Source organism: Streptomyces sp. NPDC097619 (genome assembly GCF_040302735.1).
GTDB lineage: Bacteria > Actinomycetota > Actinomycetes > Streptomycetales > Streptomycetaceae > Streptomyces.
Genome location: NZ_JBEOSD010000020.1, coordinates 1 through 16,027, shown reverse-complemented (window position 1 = coordinate 16,027; position 16,027 = coordinate 1). Strand labels below are relative to the sequence as shown.

12 protein-coding genes are annotated in these 16,027 nt (G+C 73.3%); 4 read left to right on the top strand and 8 right to left on the bottom strand.

The window, feature by feature from the left end; all coding sequences use genetic code 11:
* Positions 1-57: 57 nt before the first annotated feature.
* From ABTZ17_RS08340 to ABTZ17_RS08330, 3 genes are all read right to left on the bottom strand, one after another.
* Positions 58-1,362 (bottom strand): alpha/beta fold hydrolase, encoded by a 1,305-nt coding sequence (locus ABTZ17_RS08340; protein ID WP_352194738.1) that lies wholly within the window; start codon positions 1,360-1,362, stop codon positions 58-60.
* 93 nt (positions 1,363-1,455) lie between these two features.
* A complete protein-coding gene (locus tag ABTZ17_RS08335) occupies positions 1,456-2,544 on the bottom strand; it encodes an S-(hydroxymethyl)mycothiol dehydrogenase (protein ID WP_352194737.1) in 1,089 nt (362 codons plus the stop codon).
* A gap of 66 nt (positions 2,545-2,610) precedes the next feature.
* On the bottom strand, positions 2,611-4,410 hold the full coding sequence (locus ABTZ17_RS08330) for a serine/threonine-protein kinase (protein ID WP_352194736.1): 1,800 nt from the start codon (positions 4,408-4,410) through the stop codon (positions 2,611-2,613).
* A 209-nt stretch (positions 4,411-4,619) separates the two neighbouring features.
* Here ABTZ17_RS08330 and ABTZ17_RS08325 point away from each other — a divergent pair, with 209 nt between their 5' ends.
* On the top strand, positions 4,620-6,038 hold the full coding sequence (locus ABTZ17_RS08325; protein WP_352194735.1) for a Gfo/Idh/MocA family protein: 1,419 nt from the start codon (positions 4,620-4,622) through the stop codon (positions 6,036-6,038).
* Between the two features lie 47 nt (positions 6,039-6,085).
* Here the strand turns inward: ABTZ17_RS08325 and ABTZ17_RS08320 are convergent, their stop codons facing one another.
* Positions 6,086-7,756 (bottom strand): peptide-N4-asparagine amidase, encoded by a 1,671-nt coding sequence (locus ABTZ17_RS08320; RefSeq protein ID WP_352194734.1) that lies wholly within the window; start codon positions 7,754-7,756, stop codon positions 6,086-6,088.
* A 243-nt stretch (positions 7,757-7,999) separates the two neighbouring features.
* On the opposite strand from ABTZ17_RS08320, the gene ABTZ17_RS08315 reads away from it, so the two are divergent.
* Both ABTZ17_RS08315 and ABTZ17_RS08310 read left to right on the top strand, forming a co-directional pair.
* Positions 8,000-8,935, top strand: coding sequence for a SigB/SigF/SigG family RNA polymerase sigma factor (locus ABTZ17_RS08315; RefSeq protein ID WP_352194733.1), 936 nt, complete (start codon positions 8,000-8,002; stop codon positions 8,933-8,935).
* A gap of 355 nt (positions 8,936-9,290) precedes the next feature.
* Complete coding sequence (locus tag ABTZ17_RS08310) at positions 9,291-10,934, top strand: GMC oxidoreductase (protein WP_352194732.1); 1,644 nt, start codon at positions 9,291-9,293, stop codon at positions 10,932-10,934.
* 53 nt (positions 10,935-10,987) lie between these two features.
* On the opposite strand, the gene ABTZ17_RS08305 is transcribed toward ABTZ17_RS08310, so the two are convergent.
* Positions 10,988-11,467 (bottom strand): carboxymuconolactone decarboxylase family protein, encoded by a 480-nt coding sequence (locus tag ABTZ17_RS08305; RefSeq protein ID WP_352194731.1) that lies wholly within the window; start codon positions 11,465-11,467, stop codon positions 10,988-10,990.
* On the bottom strand, positions 11,464-12,543 hold the full coding sequence (locus ABTZ17_RS08300; RefSeq protein WP_352194730.1) for an NAD(P)H-dependent amine dehydrogenase family protein: 1,080 nt from the start codon (positions 12,541-12,543) through the stop codon (positions 11,464-11,466). Before ABTZ17_RS08300 ends, ABTZ17_RS08305 begins: the two co-directional genes overlap by 4 nt.
* 306 nt (positions 12,544-12,849) lie before the next feature.
* Between ABTZ17_RS08300 and ABTZ17_RS08295 the strand changes: the two genes are divergently transcribed.
* Positions 12,850-13,440 (top strand): L,D-transpeptidase family protein, encoded by a 591-nt coding sequence (locus ABTZ17_RS08295; protein WP_352194729.1) that lies wholly within the window; start codon positions 12,850-12,852, stop codon positions 13,438-13,440.
* Positions 13,441-13,564: 124 nt separating this feature from the next.
* Here ABTZ17_RS08295 and ABTZ17_RS08290 read toward each other — a convergent pair whose 3' ends face one another.
* Together ABTZ17_RS08290 and ABTZ17_RS08285 are read right to left on the bottom strand one after the other, a co-directional pair.
* A complete protein-coding gene (locus ABTZ17_RS08290) occupies positions 13,565-14,464 on the bottom strand; it encodes a formylglycine-generating enzyme family protein (RefSeq protein ID WP_352194728.1) in 900 nt (299 codons plus the stop codon).
* Between the two features lie 181 nt (positions 14,465-14,645).
* Positions 14,646-16,027 (bottom strand): sulfatase family protein (locus ABTZ17_RS08285; RefSeq protein WP_352194727.1); only part of this gene is annotated, 1,382 nt, incomplete at its 5' end.

The window sequence follows — 16,027 nt, the reverse complement described above, 5'->3', positions numbered from 1 at the left end:
CCCGGGCACGATCCCGTCGCGGGTCCGATCCGGTCCAGGCTCCGATCGCGTCGCGGGTCAGACCTCGTCGCGGGCCAGGGCGAGGAGGCGGTCCAGGACACGGGGGCCGCCCGCGCGGACCCCGTCGTGCTCGAACTCGTCGGTGACCCAGGTGCGCAGGCCCCGTACGGCCCGGGCGGTGTCCAGGGAGTGCGCGGTGTCCACGTACATGTCGTCGTGGTAGACGGCGGCGGCGACGGGGACCTCGTTGGCGGCCAGGCGCTCCCGGTCGTAGAGGGGCTGCCAGCCGGTGCGGGCGGCGAGGAGCTCCGCGGTCTCGCGGAGCGGGACGAGGGCCGGGTCGGTCTCGAAGTGCCAGGGGTGGACGGTCTCCCCCGTGAAGAGCACCGGGTCGTCGCCGGCCAGGGCCTTCCGGGCGTCGAAGCGGGGGTGTTCGGCGCGGACCCGTTCGGCGGCCCAGCCGGTGGCGGCGGTGGGGTCCTGGGCGTAGATCGCCTCGTGGAGGAGGGCGTACAGGGGGTGTCCGGCGAAGGAGAGGGCGGACCGCGCGGCTTCCAGGAAGGCGTCGGAGAGGGCCGGGCCGGCGGGGGTGTGGACGAAGGCGTCCTCCAGCAGGTAGTGCAGCTGGTGGCTGCCGTCGGCGCCGCCGAGCATCAGGCCGAGGGACTGGAAGCCCTCCACGGTGAGGCGGTGTCCGCCGGGCATCCGCACCTCGTGCGCGTCGAGGTGCTCGGCGATCTCCCGGGCCCGGGCAACGTCCTGCGGGTAGCGGGCGTAGTGGGCGCGGTTCTTGCGCTCGACCCGGGGGTACGCGGCGCGGTAGACCTCCTCCGCGGTGGCGTCCAGGCCGGGGAGGCCGCCGGTGACGAGGACGGTGCGCAGGCCCTCGGGGGCGGTGGAGAGGTAGTGGGTGGCGCAGAAGCCGCCGAAGCTCTGGCCGAGGACGGTCCAGGGGGCGCCGCCGGTGAGGGCGGGGCGGATGGCCTCGCAGTCGCGGACGATGGAGTCGGCGCGGAATTGGGCGAGGTGGTCGGCCTGTGCGGCGGGGCCGCCGCGGAGCGGCAGGGTCTGTCGGTTGGCGGGGGTGGAGCGGCCGGTGCCGCGCTGGTCCAGGAGGAGGACCCGGAACTCGCGGACGGCGCGCCCGATCCACGCCTGGGTGCCGGTGAAGCGGCGGGCGCCGAAGCCGGGGCCGCCTTCGAGGTAGAGCAGCCAGGGGCGTCCGGTCGGGTCCTGGCCGGCGGCGGTGACCTCGCGGCCGTACAGCTCGATCTGCTCGCCGGCGGGGGCCGCGTGGTCCAGCGGGACCCGGAAGCGGTGGTCGGTGAGCACCACGCCGGGCTGGCGGTAGCTGCTGGTCACGGGTGTCTCCCTGCGGACGCGGTGGGGCGGCGGTACGGGGAGTCTATGCGGGCGGGCGGGGCCGCGCGGGCCCCGCCCGCCGCCGCGCGTGGGTCAGGGCAGCTCGACCACGGAGCGGAGGACCTCGCCGCGTTCCATGCGGGCGAAGGCCTCCTCCACGCCGTCGAGGGGGATGGTCTCGGAGACGAAGGCGTCGAGGTCGAGGCGGCCCTGGAGGTAGAGGTCGATGAGGACGGGGAAGTCCCGTTCGGGCAGGCAGTCCCCGTACCAGGAGGACTTCAGGGCGCCGCCGCGGCCGAACACGTCCAGCAGGGGCAGTTCGAGGTTCATCTCGGGCGTGGGGACGCCGACGAGGACAACGGTGCCGGCGAGGTCGCGGGCGTAGAAGGCCTGCCGGTAGGTCTCGGGACGGCCGACGGCGTCGATGACCACGTCGGCGCCGAAGCCGCCGGTGAGTTCGCGGACGGCCTCGACCACGTCGGCGGAGCGGCCGTTGACGGTGTGCGTGGCGCCCAGGCCGCGGGCGAGTTCCAGCTTGCGGTCGTCGAGGTCGACGGCGATGATCCGGCCGGCTCCGGCGAGTCGGGCGCCCGCCACGGCGGCGTTGCCGACGCCGCCGCAGCCGATGACGGCCACGGAGTCCCCGCGGCCGACGCCGCCGGTGTTGAGGGCGGCGCCGAGACCGGCCATGACCCCGCAGCCCAGCAGGCCCGCCGCGGCGGGGGCGGCGGCCGGATCGACCTTGGTGCACTGGCCGGCCGCCACCAGGGTCTTCTCGGCGAAGGCGCCGATGCCGAGGGCCGGGGCCAGCGGGGTGCCGTCCTCCAGGGTCATCTTCTGCGTGGCGTTGTGGGTGGCGAAGCAGTACCAGGGGCGGCCGCGCCGGCAGGCCCGGCAGTCCCCGCAGACGGCCCGCCAGTTGAGGACGACGAAGTCCCCGGGGGCCACGCCGGTGACGCCCTCGCCGACGGCTTCGACCACGCCTGCGGCCTCGTGGCCGAGGAGGAAGGGGAACTCGTCGTTGATGCCGCCCTCGCGGTAGTGGAGGTCGGTGTGACAGACCCCGCAGGCCCGGACCCGGACCAGGGCTTCCCCCGGTCCCGGGTCCGGTACCACGATGACGGCCGTCTCCACGGGTGCGCCCTTGGCGCGTGCGATGACCCCGCGTACGTGATGTGCCACTGTCCCTACCACCTTCGTCAGCTCCGACCAGGGGCTTCCGAACGTACCAGCGCGGCGGGGAGGCCGTCAGTCGCGGTAGATCTTCTTGACGTTGCCCTTGAGGTCGGCGTACACGTATCCGCCGTTGCCCTCCTCGTCGGTCATGTACGGGCGCATGGAGGGCGTGCCGTCCATCAGCCAGGGCTCGACGAGGACGTAGCGGGTGACGGTGCCGGAGACGCCGAGTTCGCGGACCGAGCGGTCCAGCAGGCCGGGCAGGACGTCCCAGTCCACCGCCGCCATGTCGATCAGCTGGTCCTCCGGGTCGACGCGGCCGCCCGCTCCGAAGGCGCTGACCGCGCCGTCGTAGCGGTAGCTCTTGTACAGCTTGCTGCCGGGCTTGGCGGGGACGTCGGCCAGGATGTACGTCTCGTAGACGTTCATGTCCACGAAGACGGTGGTGCCGGTCTCCGCCTTGAAGGCGGCGACGGCGGCACGGATCGCGGCCGGGGTGAGCATGCTGCCGGTCGGGGCCTCCGGTGTCTCCGCCGCCTTCGAGGGATCGCTGCCGGCGGGGCGGGCGGTGGTGCCGGTGGAGGGGCGGCCGGCGGAGCCCGCGGGCGCGGAGGAGCGCGTGGACGCCTGCGGGCCGCCGGCGGATCCGGAGGTCGAAGCGGAATCCTTGCCGTCGGGCAGCAGCTGGACGATGCCGTAACCGCCGCCGGCCAGGACGGCCGTCAGCACGGCCGCCGCGAGGACCCGGCCGCGGCGGGCGGAGCGGTCGACGGGTGCCGGGTGGGCGGGGACGGTGACACCCGGCCCCGGGTGGGCGTGCGCGGGCGGCGGGCCGAAGCCGGCGCCGGCCGGGTGCGGGCCCGCCGGGTATCCGTAGCCGGAACCGGAGGGGGCCCCGGAGGCCGGGTGGGGGTAGCCGTACCCGGCGGGCGGACCGGCCGTGGCCGGGCCCGGGTGTCCGTAGCCGCCCGCCGGGGCGGACGTGCCGGGGGCGGGACGCGGCGGGGCGGCGTGGGGGGTGGCGCCGCCCGGGGCGGCGGTGATCTCGCGGAGCATGCGGTCCAGCGCGGCGCCGTCGGGGCGGGCGGCCGGGTCCCGGACGAGGAGGCGTTCGAGGACGGGGGCGAGGGCCCCGGAGCGCACGGGAGCCGGGATCGGTTCGTCGAGGACGGCCACGACGGTGGCCAGGCTGGTGGCGCGGCGCAGCGGATGGGTGCCCTCGGCGGCCACGTACAGCATCATGCCGAGCGACCACAGGTCGGAGGCCGGGTTGCCCTCCTCGCCGCGGACGCGCTCGGGGGCGATGTACTCGGGCGAGCCGATCAGGTCGCCGGTCTTGGTGAGGCCGGGGGCCTCGTGGAGGGCGGCGATGCCGAAGTCGGTGAGGACGGCGGCGCCGTCGGGGCGCAGCAGGACGTTGGCGGGCTTGACGTCGCGGTGCAGGACGCCTTCGGCGTGGGCGGCGCGGAGGGCGGCGAGGACCTCCAGCCCGACCCGGACGGTGTCGGCCACGGGCATCGGGCCGCGGGCCAGCCGGTCGTGGAGGGAGCCGCCGGTGACGAGCTCCATGACCAGCCACGGGTGGCCGCCGTCGGCCGGTTCCACGATGTGGTGGATGGTCACCACGTGCGGGTGGGCCAGCCGGGCCAGGGCGCGGGCCTCGCGGAGGGCGCGTTCGCGCAGTTGCACGGCGAGGTCGGGGCGGGCCGCCGCCAGGGCCTCGTCGGGCGGGCGGACCTCCTTGAGGGCCACCTCCCGGTGCAGGGCGATGTCGCGGGCCCGCCAGACGGTGCCCATGCCGCCGCTGCCGAGCGGCGAGATCAGTTCGAAGCGGCCGTCCACCAGGGGTCTGCCGCCATCACTCGTGTCCATGGGCCGAAATCGTAAGGGGCGCCACCGACTGCTCCACACGGGTGGAGGCGCCGGCGCCGCGCGTGCCGTGCGGCGGGGCGCGGGGGGCGGGCGTCTTTGTATGACTGCAGAGCCGGTGGGTCGGGGGCCGCGAGGGTGCCCGGCCCGCCCCGGACCTGGATCCCGGGGGCCCGTCGAGGGCCGTACGGGCAGCAGCTACTGGAGGTTCGATGAAGGACGCAAGCGCGGGCCGTGGGCCGAGCCGTCGCACGGTACTCGGTTCCACCGCGGCGGGCATCGCGGGGGCGGGGCTCGGCGCGGTCGCCGTGGCGCCGGTGGCGGCCGCGGGGCCGGCGGTCCGGTCGGGTGCGGCGGCGGTCGTGCCGCCGCGGCAGGGGGCCACCATGGCGGGCGTGCCCTTCGAGCGGCGGTCCTCGGTCCGGGTGGGGATCATCGGGCTGGGCAACCGCGGGGCGGCGCTGCTGCCGCTGTTCCTGGCGCTGCCGGGGGTGCAGGTGGTGGCCGTGTGCGATCCGGTGAAGGCGAAGGCGGAGAAGGCGGTCCGGGCCTGTGTGAAGGCGGGGCGGGCCGCTCCGGCGGTGTACACGGCCGGTGAACACGACTACGAGAAGTTGTGCGCGCGCGCCGATCTGGACCTGGTGTACGTGGCCACGCCGTGGGAGTCGCACTTCCCGATGGCGAAGGCCGCGATGCTGAACGGCAAGCACGTGGGGGTGGAGTGTCCCGTGGCCATGCGGCTGTCGGAGCTGTGGGAACTGGTGGACCTGTCGGAGCGGACCCGTCGGCACTGCCTGCAGATGGAGAACTGCTGTTACGGGCGCAACGAGACGCGGCTGCTGCGGATGGCGCACGCGGGCCTGTTCGGCGACCTGTTGCACGCGGCCGGGGCGTACGTGCACGACCTGCGGTCGATGATGTTCTCGCCGACCTACTACGAGGGTCCGTGGCGGCGGGAGTGGCACACCCGGCTGCGCGGGGACCTGTACCCCACGCACGGGTTCGGTCCGGTGTCGATGTACCTGGACCTCAACCGCGGGGACCGGGCGGTCTCCGTCGCGAGTTTCGGTTCCCCGGCACGGGGGTTGGCGGAGTACCGGGCGGCGAACGTCCCGGCCGGGGATCCGGCGTGGCGGGAGACGTACACGACCCCGGACCGGACCGTGAGCATGGTGCAGACGGCGCAGGGCCGGCTGGTGCGGCTGGAGCACGGGGTGTCCACCCCGCACCCGTACAGCAGGATCAACAGCCTCGCCGGGACCCGGGGGGTGTTCGAGGACTATCCGCCGCGGATCTACCTGGAGCCCGATCACCGGGACGACGCCTGGGCGGACTTCTCCGCCTACGCCGCGGAGTACGACCACTGGCTGTGGAAGGAGCAGGCGGACCCGCCGGGCGGGCACGGCGGCATGGACCACATGATGTTGTACCGGCTGGTGCAGTGCATGCGGCTGGGGCTGGAGCCGGACTTCGACGTGTACGACGCGGCGACCTGGAGCGCTCCGGTGCCGCTGAGCGACGCCTCGGTCCGGGCCGGCGGGCAGCCGCAGGAGATCCCCGACTTCACGCGAGGGGCCTGGCGGACCGCCCGCCGGGGGGTGGACTCGGTCCGACCGGACGGGTCCTCCTAGGAGACCCGGCGCGGCGCGTGCCGGCGGCGGGTACCGGGGGGTGCGGCTCAGCAGCGTCGGCGGTCCTCGGTGACGAAGCCCTGGGCGGTGGTGACGGTCCGGTCGTGGCAACGGCCGGGACCGTACAGGCGGTACCGCTCGGTGGTGGTGCCGACGGCGTGGCGCTGGTCGCGGGGGACGCCGGTGGTGTAGGTGGCGTTCCCCGCGTAGTGGTGGTCGAGGCGGGTGACCGCGGGGGCGCGGCCGGGGGCCAGGACCGTGGTGCGGGCGAGGTCGCCGAGGGAGATGACGGTGCGAAGGCGGGCGTCGGCCCCGAGGACGGTCCGGCCGTCCATGCTGTACGCGCGCTCGGTGCGGGTGGTGGTGCGGCCGCTGGTGACGGTCTCGTGGTCGGTCCAGTCGGCGGTGAGGGCGTCGGTGGTCTCCCCGTCGGTCCAGCGGTGCACGGAGTCGGCGGTCAGGGAGCGGGTGACGGTGGTGTCGACGCGGCCCCGGGAGGTGTCCAGGTACCCGGAGACGGTGAGCCGGTGCGTCGCGGCGGACTCGGCGCGGTGCTCGGTGCCGGGGGTGTGGCGGGAGGAGGGTGCCGGGGCGCGTTCCTCGTGGCGGGTGAGTCCGCCGGTGAGCACGGCGCGGCCCTCGTCCTGCCAGAGGAGCAGGTTGAGGGGGGTGCTCCAGCCGGGCAGGCCCTCGGGCACCCCGGCGACGGAGGTCTCGATCCGGTGCGGGCGGCCGTCGTTGAGGAGGGCCGCGAAGGGGGTCAGGTCGTAGACCACCGGGGGCACGTCGAGGGCGCGCGGGCCGGGGGTGACGTACCAGAGGAAGGGGTTGGACCAACCGCCGGTCCAGACGGTCGGGAAGGGGGCGGCGATCCCCGCGAGCCGGCCGTCGACGGAGACGCGCACCTCGCGGTGGGGGCCGGCGGGGGCGGTGCAGGAGTACGGGGAGCCGGTGGGGGCGGCGAGGTACCAGTACTCCTCGCAGCCGCCGCCGGAGCCGGTGGCGTACACCTCGGCCAGGACGCGTTCGGTGTTGCGGGGCGTGGTGACGGGGACGCCGGCGGTGACGGGCAGGATCCGTTCCGGGACCGCGCGGTCGGGGCGGCCGGCGGGGGTGCCCGTGGGTGCGGCCGCGTAGTAGGTGAGGGTGACGCGGACGTCGATGACGCCGGTGTGCACCTCGTCGACGACGTTGCCGATGAGCATTTCCACGGGGCCCGGCCGGGACAGGGTGTCGGCGTATCGGGTGACGTCCTTCTCGACCTGCCAGGCGATGCCCTCCGGGGAGGGTTGGGGCGTGGAGGTGCGCAGGATCTCCACGCCGCTCAGGGAGAGGTGGCCGAGCCGGTCGTACTGGCGTCCCGCGACCTGTCCTTCGAGGCGGAGGACGACCGTGCTCCAGCGACTGCCGCAGGCCGTGGGCGGGGTGTAGGCGCCCCGGTAGGGGGTGAAGTCGGCGAACCGGGCGGCGGCCAGGGTGACGGTGCAGGACCGGCCGGCGGGGCGCGGGACGGGCGGGGCGGCGGTGAGCGGATCGTGCCAGTCGCTGCCGAACTCGGCGGGCGGGGTCGCGGAAGGGGCGGCCGTTCGGATCGGCGGGGGCGGTCCCGCGGGGCCGGTGGCGGCGGCGGCCGGGCCGGTGAGTGCCTGGCCGGCGGTGAGCAGCAGGAGAAGGCCGCCGATCAGGCCGGTGGTGCCGTGTCGTCTCCGTCGTGTCATGGGGCGGCAGTGAAGCGGGGCGGGGGCGGGGGCACCAGGGCGGGAGGCCGACGGTGGCCGGATCCGGGCGGGATCCGAGTCGGCGGGCGGGCGTCCCGGGGTGGTGACGGTGCGCGAGCGGTGGGGTGCGGAGCGCGGCGACGGGTCGCCCGGGACGAAAAGTCGGGGCGATGATCGGGTCATATGCCGGTGAACGGGTATAAAAAGGTTGAAATCACCAATCCCCCCTCCCCGGGAGGCGTCATGTCGGACACGCCCCGGGCCCCGAGCATCCCGGCCCGCACGAGCACGGAGGAACCGTTCCAGGAGGTACCGGAACGGCCCTCACAGGCGAGCGCGCACGAGGCCCGCACCCTGTCGGTGGCGCTGTTCCGGCGGCTGACGGAGCTGCGGGAGGGGACACCTGAGCACGCGTACGTCCGGAACACCCTGGTGGAGCTGAACCTCAGCCTGGTCAAGTTCGCCGCGCGCCGGTTCCGCAGCCGCAGCGAGCCCATGGAGGACATCGTCCAGGTGGGCACGATCGGCCTGATCAAGGCCATCAACCGGTTCGACCCCGATCGCGGCGTGGAGTTCGTGACCTTCGCCCTGCCGACGATCACCGGCGAGATGAAGCGCTTCTTCCGGGACACCAGCTGGGCGGTGCGCGTCCCCCGGCGCCTCCAGGAACTGCGGCTCGGCGCCGCCCGGACCGGGGACGCGATGGAGCAGCGGATGGGGCACGCCCCCTCCGAGGAGGAGCTCGCCGCGGAGTTGGGCGTCACCACCGAGCGACTGGCCGAGGCCCGGGTGGCGGCCGAGGCGTACACGGCCCGCTCCCTGGACTCGCCCCAGCAGCCGGACGAGGAGGACGCGGTCTCCGGAGCACTGAGCCGGTCCTTGGGCGCGGAGGAGGAGGGCTTCGACCGAATCGAGTACGTGGAGTCGCTCAAGCCCCTGATGGCCCGGCTCGGCGAGCGGGACCGGACGATGCTCGCCCTCCGGTTCGGCCAGGAGCTGACCCAGGCGGAGATCGGCGCCCGGCTCGGCATCTCGCAGATGCACGTGTCCCGGCTGCTGTCCCGCGTCCTGCGACAGCTCCGCGAGGGCCTGCTCACGGATGAGCCTGCGGCGGCGGAAACCGAGGCGGAGGGCGCCCTGGAAGCCGCGGGCGCCGGAGCGACCTCGGCGCGCGACTGAGACCGCGCGCCCGAGGGCCTCTGTCCGCGCGCGACTCGCCCCGACCGGGCGGCCGACCCGCTTCGGCCGTCCGATCGACCCGCTTCGGCCGTCCGGTCGATGCAGGTGCCCGCACTCCCTCACGCTGCGCGGTCACATGTGATCGCGCACCCTCACATGTGACCGTGCGCTCCCACACGTGACCACGCGCCTCCTCCCCCACTCGAACCGGATGGATCCGCTCCGTTCGTGGACGGTCCGTTCAGGCTCGCCCCACCCCGGGCCGTACCGCGGATTCACAGCAACGCGTGTAGTGACTTCCCAGCCAAGCGGCAGTAGAACAAGTTCCCATTCCGCCAAGAGTGAGGAAGGTCACATGAGTGGAACACCCATGCATGGGCGCGACTCCAACGGCGTGTCCCGTCGGGGATTCATCGTAGGAACAGGTTCTATTCTCAGTGGTCTGGCACTGGCCGGTCAGGGTCTCCCCGCCCATGCCGCGGCCGCTCCGAGCACCGCCCCGGTCGTCGACGGCGCCTCCGTACCGGCCCTCGTGATCGGCACCGGCTACGGGGGCGCGGTCACCGCCCTGCGCCTGGCCCAGGCCGGCGTGGACGTCCAGATGATCGAGATGGGCATGGCCTGGGACACCCCCGGGACCGACGGCAAGATCTTCGCCAACACCACCAAGCCCGACTACCGCTCCTTCTGGCTGCGCACCCGGACCAAACAACCCCTCAGCAACTTCCTCGGTTTCCCCCTCGACAAGGACATCCCCCGCTACACCGGCATCCTCGACGCGGAGGAGTTCGCCGGGATCACCGTCTACCAGGGCCGCGGGGTCGGCGGCGGCTCGCTCGTCAACGGCGGCATGGCCGTCACACCGCGGCGGGACCGCTTCGGCGCCGTCCTGCCGACCGTGGACGTCAACGAGATGTACGACGTCTACTACCCGCGCGCCAACGCGGGCCTGGGCGTGACCAACGTGGACCCCGCCTGGTGGGAGTCCGCCGCCTGTTACCAGTACGCCCGGGTGGGCCGCAAGCACGCCCAGCGCTCCGGCTTCCCCTTCGTCTTCGTGCCCAACGTCTACGACTGGGAGTACATGAAGCAGGAGGCGGCCGGGAACGCCCCGAAGTCGGCCCTGGAGGGCGAGGTCCTCTACGGGAACAACCACGGGAAGAAGTCCCTCCAGAAGACCTACCTGGCCCAGGCCCGGGCCACCGGTCGGGTCACCATCTCGCCTCTGCACCGCGTCACTTCGGTGGCGCCGGCCGCGGGCGGCGGGTACACCGTCACCGTCGACGCCCTCAACACCAACGGCGACACCGTGGCCGTCAAGACGGTGACGGCCGCCAAGGTCTTCTTCGCCGCCGGCAGCGTCGGCACCAGCAAGCTGCTCGTCCGGCTCAAGGCCACCGGCGTGCTCCCCGACCTCAACGACCAGATCGGCAAGGGCTGGGGCGACAACGGCAACGTCATGTGCGGGCGGGCGAACCACATGTGGGACGCCACCGGCAAGCTCCAGGCCTCCATGCCCACGGCGGGCATCGACAACTGGGACGCCGGGGGCGCCTTCGCGGAGGTCGCCCCGCTCCCGACCGGCATCGAGACCTACGCTTCCTTCTACCTGTCGATCACCAAGAACCCCAACCGGGCGGAGTTCAGCTGGAACCCGGCCACCGGCAAGGTGGACCTCAGCTGGCAGACCGCGATGAAGCAGCCCTCCATCGACATGGCGAAGACCATCTTCGACAAGATCAACTCGAAGGAGGGGACGATCTACCGGACGGACCTGTTCGGCCTGAACAAGATCTGGGGCGACCACCTGACCTACCACCCGTTGGGCGGCGCGATCCTGGGCAGGGCCACGGACAACCACGGTCGCCTGCACGGCTACTCCGGGCTGTACGTGATGGACGGCGCGCTGATCCCCGGCAACACCAGCGTCAACCCGTTCGTCACCATCACGGCCCTGGCCGAGCGCAACATCGAGCACATCATCGCCACCGACTTCTGAGACACGGCGGGCCCGCGACCCCCGAGGGGCCGCGGGCCCTTCGCGCGTGCGGCTCAGCCCGTGGGCAGCACGCAGACCGCGTCCAGCCCGAAGACCCGGTTCAGCCGGCCGAAGGCCAGCCAGGAGCCGATGCTCATGGTGAGTTCCACGATCTCCGGCTGGGAGTAGTGGGCCGTCATCCGCGACCAGAACTCCTCGTCGATGCCGTGGTGGTCCAGGGCGTACCGCTCGGCGTACTCGGCGGCGAGCCGCGTCCGGTCGTCGAAGTCCTCGGTGACGCGCCAGGCGGTGACCGCGTCGGCGAAGCCCTCCTCGACCTTCTCCCCGTCCCGTTCGGTGCGCCAGTCCAGGCAGAACATGCAGCCGTTGATCTGCGCGATGCGCAGCCGGGCCGCCTCGAACTCCCGCAGGCCCAGGGTGGTGTGGGCGTACACGGACAGCGAGAAATTGGAGGCGGCGGCCCCGATCTCGGGGACCATGTCCCCCCACACGTGCTCGATCGGGTGCTTGCCCTCGGGAACGTCGATGATCATCCTTGGCTCCTTCCGAGCCGGCCCACGGCGGGGCGCAGGGGTACGTCGAGTGCGTCGTACAGGCCGGGTCCGGCCTCGGCGAGCCAGTCGATGGCGCCGACGAGCCGGCCCACGGCGGTGGCGTTGCCGCCGGCGGATCTGTTCTCCCCCTCGTCCCCCGCCTCGACGGTGACCTCGATGCGGGGGCGGCCCTCGATGACGACCCGGTGGGCGCCCGAGCCGTCCGGTGGGACCGGCCAGTCGGGGGCGCAGTCGGGGTGGATCCGGGTGACGTGTTCGATGACGATGCGGGGCTCGCCGCCGACGATGCCCTGGACCTCGAAGCGGATCGCGCCCTGGGTGCCCTCCTCGAAGGTGCCCATGGTGCGGGTGGTGACGGTCTTCTCCAGGGGGCGGCGTTCGAGGGTCTCGCGGATGTCGTCGAGCTCCACGCCGAGGGCGCGGGCCATCATGCGGACCTGGCCGCCCCAGACCATGGTGGGCACGGTCTCGATGAGCATGGGCGGGGTGTACTCCATGGGCCGGCCCATGCCGACCAGGTAGCGGACGGACTCCTCCTGCTCGTAGGTGGAGTAGTCGAAGATCTCCTGGCAGCGGATGGCGTCCACGGTGGAGCCGAGTCCGCTGAGCAGGAGGGGCAGCACGTCGTTGCCCCAGCCGGGGTCCACGCCGGAGGAGAAGAGGGATCCGCCGCCCTCGGCGACGGCCGCGAGGACGGGATCGCGGAACTCGGGCGGGGCGTTGCGGTGGTCGTAGAGGGGATAGAGGGCGGGGGTGACGACCACGGCTCCGGCGCGCAGGGCCCGGCAGATGTCGTCGAGGGCTTCGTCGGGCCGGACGTCGCCGGAGGCGGCGTAGACCACGGCGCGGGGGCGGGCCGCGAGGACGGCCGCCACGTCGGTGGTGGCGGGGACCCCGAGTTCCCGGTCGATTCCGGCCAGGGAACCCGCGTCGCGGCCTTCCTTGGCGGGGTTGTGGACGATGACGGCGGCGAGTCGCAGCGCCGGGTGGGCGTCGACGGCGCGGATGGCCGCGCGGCCGACGTTGCCGGTGCCCCAGACGACGGTGGCAATCATGGCCGCAGATTAACTTGACGGTCCGTCAGTTCCTAGAGTCGTGCGGGCTCCCGGGGCGCGAGGTCCGTACCTTCGGGCGGCGCGGCACCCTGTCCGAGGGCCCGGACAGGGTGCCGCCGGGAACCGGTGCACGGCGCCGACCTGCACGGACAGGGCGGGGCTGTCCGGGACACCCGGAGTCCGTTGTGGGGCGGCGGGCGGGACCGCGAGACTCGGCGGCGGCCAGGCCCCCGGACCGCCCCCTTTCGGCCGGGGCGCCGGGGCAGCGGCCACGCCGACGTTCCCGAAACCAGGAGTTGCTCACCCATGCGCAATCGACCCGGATTCCTGCCCGCCGTCCTCGCGATGACGCTGGCGGGCGGCCTCATGTCCGCGGCCGTGGGCCCGGCCCAGGCGCGGCCGGTCGCCGAGGAGACGGCCGGGCCCGCCGCGGCCCCGCCGTACTACCTGAAGTTCGACAAGAGCTCCGTCACGAACTCCCGCCTGTACCTGATGAAGAGCACGGCGGGCGCGGACAAGGTGGTGGCGAGCTACAAGGCCGGTTCGGGGCAGTCCACGAACACCTGCGCCCTGAACCGGGGCTGGCTGCCGAACGGGACCTACGACGTCGAGTTCCACCGCAAGAACTTCGACGGCATCATCAACGGCTACGTCATCAAGATCTCGGACCACAAGTGCCACAACGGCACCAAGCGCACGGAGCTGTTCGTGCACAGCGAGATGAAGCCGAACGGGCAGCAGGGCAGCATCGAGTCGGAGCGCTGGACCAACAGCAACCCGAACGACTACTACTCCAACGGCTGCATCAAGCTCAACCCGGGGAACATCAAGAACCTGTTCGCGAAGGTGGACGCGATCGGCTGGCGCAAGATGACCAAGCTGTACGTGGTCAGCTGACCCGACTCCCGGTCGGTCGGCGCCTCCCGTCCGGCCGGCCGGGTCCCCGTCCCGGGCCCACCGGGACCGACGGTCCGGAGCCCCGCCCCCTTACCCCCGGGGCGGGGCTCCTCCCCGTGCGGGGTCAGGCGTCGGCGGCGACCCGGAAGCCGATGTTGCCGGTGGAGCTGTCGGGGGTGTTGGAGCTGCGCGCCGCGACGCGGTAGCGGTTGCAGTAGGAGTCGTGGCACAGGTAGGAGCCCCCGCGCATCACCCGGGAGCCGGGGGCGAAGCTGTCGGCGCACCATTCCCAGACGTTGCCGACGGTGTTGTAGAGCCCGTGGCCGTTGGGCCGGTACGAGGTGACGGGGACGGTACCGGGGCGGCGTTCGGGTCCGTCGGGGAAGGAGCCCCGCCAGATGTTCAGTCGACGGCCGGGTTCGGCGGGCTCGTCCCCCCAGGGGTAGCGGCGCTGCTCCAGGCCGCCGCGGGCGGCGTACTCCCATTCGGTCTCGGTGGGCAGTCGGGTGCCGGACCAGGCGCAGTAGGCGAGCGCGTCGTTCCAGGAGACGTGCACCACGGGATGGTTCTGCCGGTCGGTGACCCGGGAGCCGGGGCCTTCGGGGTGCCGCCAGTCGGCGCCCGGGACCACCCGCCACCAGGGCACCCCGGGGACGGACTCGGCGGTGCGGGCGGGCCCCTCGGGGAGCAGGGCCTGGAACACGAAGGAGAAGCCGAAGGACTCGGCTTCGGTGACGTGGCCGGTGGCCTTGGCGAAGGTGGCGAACTGCGCGTTGGTGACGGTGGTCGGGGCGATCCTGAAGGGGCCGGTGACGGCCTCGCGGACCGGCCCCTCCCCGTCCTCGGGGAAGGATTCCGGGTCGTCGGTGCCCATCAGGAAGCGGCCGCCGGGCAGGGCGAGGAGCCCTCGCGCGCGGGAGCGGTCCGGTCCGGTCCGCCGGACGGGTGCGGGCGGCGGCACTCCGAGGCCGAGCGTGGGTGCGGCGCCCGGGGTGCAGCAGGAGGACGGGGAGGTGGCGGTCATGGCGGGGTGGGGCTCCTCTCGGCCGTGTCTTTCGGATCTTGCCGGTCAGGCCCGCGGCGTCTGGTGCCGTGCCTCGCAAGGCGCCGGGAAGCCTGCCTACTGGACGTAAGCGGGCTTTCCGGCAACGCCGCGAGGTGCGGTGCCGGGCGTCGCGGGCCAGGCAGGATCCGGAAGACACGGCCTAGGCGGTGCGGTCCGCGGCGAGGCGGGCGGCCAGGGCGGGGACGCCCAGGGCGGCCTCCTCCGCGGGGGTGGCCCCGTGCAGGCGGTTGGTGAGCTGGTGCGGGTCGGCGACGAGGTCGTAGTACTCGCGGAAGGTGACCCGGCCGGTGCCCGAGACCCTGCCCTGGGCGTCGGTGCGGAGGTCGTAGTACTCGGTGTACTGGCGCTCCTTGTCCACGTACGAGGCCCAGGTGTCGTGGGCCTGTCCGCCGGAGCCCTGCTTCCACCACTCCACGAGCAGGTGGTCGCGGTCGGCGCCGCCGAGGAGGGAGTGGCCGTCCTGCGGCTGCGTGGGGGTGATCCCGGCGGCGGCGAGGAGGGTGGGGGCGATGTCGATGTTGGCGACGATCCGCCGGTCCACGGTGCCGGCGCCGAGGCCGCCTGCGGGCCAGGACAGGAAGAAGGGCACCTCGTGGGCCTGCCGGTAGGGCACGGACTTGGCGGTCCAGCCGTGGTCGGCCCAGCCGAACCCGTTGTCGCCCACGTAGATGACGAGGGTGTTGTCGAGCTGCCCGAGCTCCGTCAGACGGTCCTTGAACGCCTGGACGGCGTCGTCCACGGAGAGCAGGGTGCGGAGCTGCTCGGCGCGGATGCGGCGGCCGTCGGCCAGGGTGCCGGTGGCCTCGCGGATGTAGGCCGGTTTGTCGCTGCGGTCGGCCTCGGGGACGGAGGGGCGGCCGTTCCACTCGGGGACGACCGTGTCGGCGTACTTGGCCTCGGGGGTGCGGGGGCCGTGGGAGGCGTAGGGGGTGACGTAGGCGAACCACGGGCGGGGGTCGGTGGCCGCCTTGTCGATGAATTTCAGGGTGCGGTTCCTGATGATGTTCGTGGTGTATCCGCTCAGCCGCTGGACGGTGCCGTCGATGTTCCAGTCGGCATTCGCGTAGGCGGGTTTGAGGAGGGCGAATTCCTCGAAATGCGGAGGGTTCTCCGCGAGGTTCCACGCGTTGAGGTACTTCCCGAAGAGACCGGTGCGGTAGCCGGCGTCGCGCAGGTGCCGTTGGACGGTGGTGCCCTGGTCCAGGGAGTAGGAGGCGGCGTTGTTGCGGACCCCGTGGTTGTGGGCGTGCCGGCCGGTGAGGACGGAGGAGCGGGACGGGGAGCACAGGGGCGTGGTGACGTGCCCGTTCGTGAAGCGCACCCCCTGGTCGCCCAGCCAGGCCACGGTCTTGCGGAGGGCCCATTCGGTCTGCTTGGGCTGGTCGTCGGTGACGATCAGCAGGATGTTGGGGCGGGCGGCGGCCGGTCCGGCGGCGGCGCGGGCGACGCCCGGGACGGCCGCGACCGCGTCCCGCATGGCGTACGAGTAGTGCGTGAAGGCGCCGGGGTTGATGACCACGG